The following is a 1181-nucleotide window of genomic DNA, read 5'->3' as shown; positions in this document are numbered from 1 at the left end:
AGACAGATATGCAACTGACAGTGATCAGCCAGTTGCTCTTCACGATGGTCGGAATCGGCTTTCTGCTTGCACATGCGCAATCTGGCGCGGCGCGCTTCGCGGGCCAACTGGCGTGGGGCGTGGTGGTCCTCACGCCGCTGCTGGTGCTGTTCGCGCTGGTTCAGCATGCCAGTCCGTTCGAGCGGATCACGCGCGTGCTCAACCAGATCACGAGCGGCAAGCTCGCTGTGCTCATCGGGCGGTCGGCGCAGATCGATCAGACGATCAAGCTGATCTGGCGTAGGCGCGGTGTCGTTTTGCGTTACCTGTTTTTGTGGCAGCCGCTTCAATGCTTGCTGACTTCGCTCGAAATCTGGCTCGCGCTCTACTTCCTCGGTGCGCAAGTCAGCCTGGTCGAAGCGGTGGTGATCGAATCGCTGATCCAGGCAGTGAGCAGCGCGGCGTTTTTCGTGCCCGGCGGCCTTGGCGTGCAAGAGGGCGGCTTCGTCTTGATTGGCGGCGCGCTTGGGCTCGATCCCTCGATGTGTCTCGCGCTGGCGGGCGCGAGGCGGATTCGCGACCTGCTCATTTTCATTCCGGGACTTCTTGCGTGGCAGCTTGCCGAATCGTCGAACCGGCCTGCCGCCCCCGACTCGGAACCAGCCGTCGACTTGCGGTCGCGCTGACGCCAACGCACTTCGCTAACACGTTGACGTGCCAGAAACGTGCATCGGGCATCAGGCCTCACGCCTTGTGTTCCCGGAGAAATTGGAAGAACTGCACGCCTTCCTGCAGGCGCCGTTTCATCATTTCCCAACTGACCAGCATCTCCCGGACGATTTCCCAGATCTTCGCCGGTCTGAAATAAAAGCGTTTGTAGAAGTCCTCTACGCCGCGATAAATTTCTTCGCGGGACAGGTGCGGATAGCCGATAGCTGAGAGCTGGGTACCCGTGGGATTGACGAGGGTGATCACCTTGGTTTCGTTCAGCCATCCATTTTCGACCGCCTGCTTATGAAGGACCGTTCCCGGATAGGGCGCCGCGAGCGACACCTGGATGGTGTGAGGATTGATCTCCTTCGCATATCGGATCGTCTTCTCAATCGTTTCGTGAGTCTCGCCGGGAAGCCCGAGAATGAACGTGCCGTGAATCTTGATGCCGAGCTTGCGGCAATCGTCACTGAAGCGGCGTGCCATATCCG

The 1181-nt window shown here is 59.7% G+C and carries 1 protein-coding gene and 1 pseudogene; one reads left to right on the top strand and one right to left on the bottom strand.

Annotated elements, in window-relative coordinates:
- The coding region (locus tag AWB67_RS38240; protein WP_200822433.1) for a lysylphosphatidylglycerol synthase domain-containing protein at positions 1-665 on the top strand (665 nt) is incomplete at its 5' end.
- Positions 666-723: 58 nt separating this feature from the next.
- Here AWB67_RS38240 and AWB67_RS38235 read toward each other — a convergent pair.
- Positions 724-1181 (bottom strand): annotated as a pseudogene (locus AWB67_RS38235) (hopanoid biosynthesis associated radical SAM protein HpnJ); the annotation flags it as partial.

Origin of the sequence: Caballeronia terrestris (assembly GCF_001544515.1) — a bacterium.
In the GTDB taxonomy this organism is placed as follows: Bacteria; Pseudomonadota; Gammaproteobacteria; order Burkholderiales; family Burkholderiaceae; genus Caballeronia; species Caballeronia terrestris.
This window is presented reverse-complemented; position numbering and strand designations above follow the sequence as displayed.